General features: G+C 36.6%; 1 protein-coding gene. It reads left to right on the forward strand.

What is annotated here, in order from left to right; all coding sequences use genetic code 11:
• The coding region (gene tnpC / locus BMW96_RS13810; RefSeq protein WP_092357171.1) for an IS66 family transposase at positions 1–1574 on the forward strand (1574 nt) is incomplete at its 5' end.
• Between the last annotated feature and the right edge of the window lie 90 nt (positions 1575–1664).

Below are 1664 nucleotides of genomic sequence, written 5' to 3' on the forward strand. Positions count from 1 at the left end.
ACATGAAAAAAACAGTAAATATAAAACAGATGTCTCGAGCAGAACTCGAACAAAAATATATGGAAATGGCTACAAAGGTGGAGCAGCTCTCGCAGGAGAATGCATGGTATCAGGAGCAGATAAAACTTCAGCAGAAGAAGCTTTTTGGAAAATCATCTGAAAAAGTAAATTCAGATCAGCTGTCACTGTTTGATGAGGCGGAAGTTGAATCAACACCTATAAATGATGAAAGCAGCCTAACTGAGCTAAAAGCTCACACAGGAAAAAAGAAAACAAAGCTGCTGAATCCTGATGAACTTAAAAATACAACTATTGACTATGTTCTAAGCGGTGAAGAGATGTCATGTCCTAAATGCGGTCATAATCTGCATGAAATGTCAACTCACATCAGAAGAGAGTTAATCTTTATCCCGGCAAAAGTTGAGATTATCAATCATGTCGAACATATATACAGCTGCCGCTACTGCGAAAACAATGATATAGAAGCAACGATCGTTAAAGCTGATGGACCTGCACCGCTGATTAATGGAAGCATTGCATCAGCTTCGCTGGTGGCTAATATAATAAATGATAAATATGAAAAGGCACTGCCTCTGTATAGACAGGAAGTGACATTTATGCGGATGGGAATAAATATAAACCGTCAGAATATGTCGAACTGGATAATTAAGGTGGCAAACAGCTATTTTAAAGCAATGGTTGAATATATGACCAGGCAGCTGTTAATGATGGAGTATATCAGTGCCGATGAAACTCCGGTGCAGGTTCTGCATGAGCCGGGAAAAGCAGCATCATCTAAATCATATATGTGGGTATATATGTCAGGGAGAAGCGAATCTAAGCAGATGGTTATTTATAATTATGAGCAGAGTCGCGCACATAAGCATGCCGTTGATTATCTAAAAGAGTATTCCGGAATATTACTGAGCGATGGATATCAGGCATACGATAAGATTGATAATATAGTACAGGCAGGATGCTGGGTTCATGTAAGACGTAAATTCAGTGATACCCTTGAACTGATACCAAAAAATGCTGATAAAAAAGGGACACAAACCTATAAGTGTATGCAACTGATTAGGAAACTCTTCAAGATAGAAAGTGATAATCAGGATAAATCGTATGAAGAGTTAAAAATAATCAGACAACAGGAATCAGTACCAGTTGTTGATGAATTTTTCCAACTATTGCAGGAGCTCAAAGGTGTAATACAACTAAAGTCACATTTAGGTGAAGCAGTTATATACGCTCTCAATCAGGAAGAGAAATTAAGAACTTACTTAAATGATGGGAGAATTGAAATTTCTAACAATGTGACGGAAAGAGCGATACGCCCGTTTACAATCGGAAGAAACAACTGGCTGTTCATGAATACAGTAAAGGGTGCAGATTCCAGTTCTTATATCTACAGCCTTGTTGAGTCAGCAAAACTAAATAATCTAAAACCGTATGATTACTTTAATTATATTTTAAGCATCTTACCTGGTAAGGACATGAATGACGAAAAATTATTAGAATCAGTAATGCCGTGGGCAGAACTACCAAAAGAATTATATAATCCTAAGAAATCATAGAAATATGATCTTTTAGTGCTCAATAACTATTACACCATTATTATAAACTAAATAATGGTGTTTTTAAGGTGTATGTTATTTGACGCTTAC

The sequence above is a fragment of the Thomasclavelia cocleata genome (assembly GCF_900102365.1).
Classification (GTDB): domain Bacteria; phylum Bacillota_I; class Bacilli_A; order Erysipelotrichales; family Coprobacillaceae; genus Thomasclavelia; species Thomasclavelia cocleata.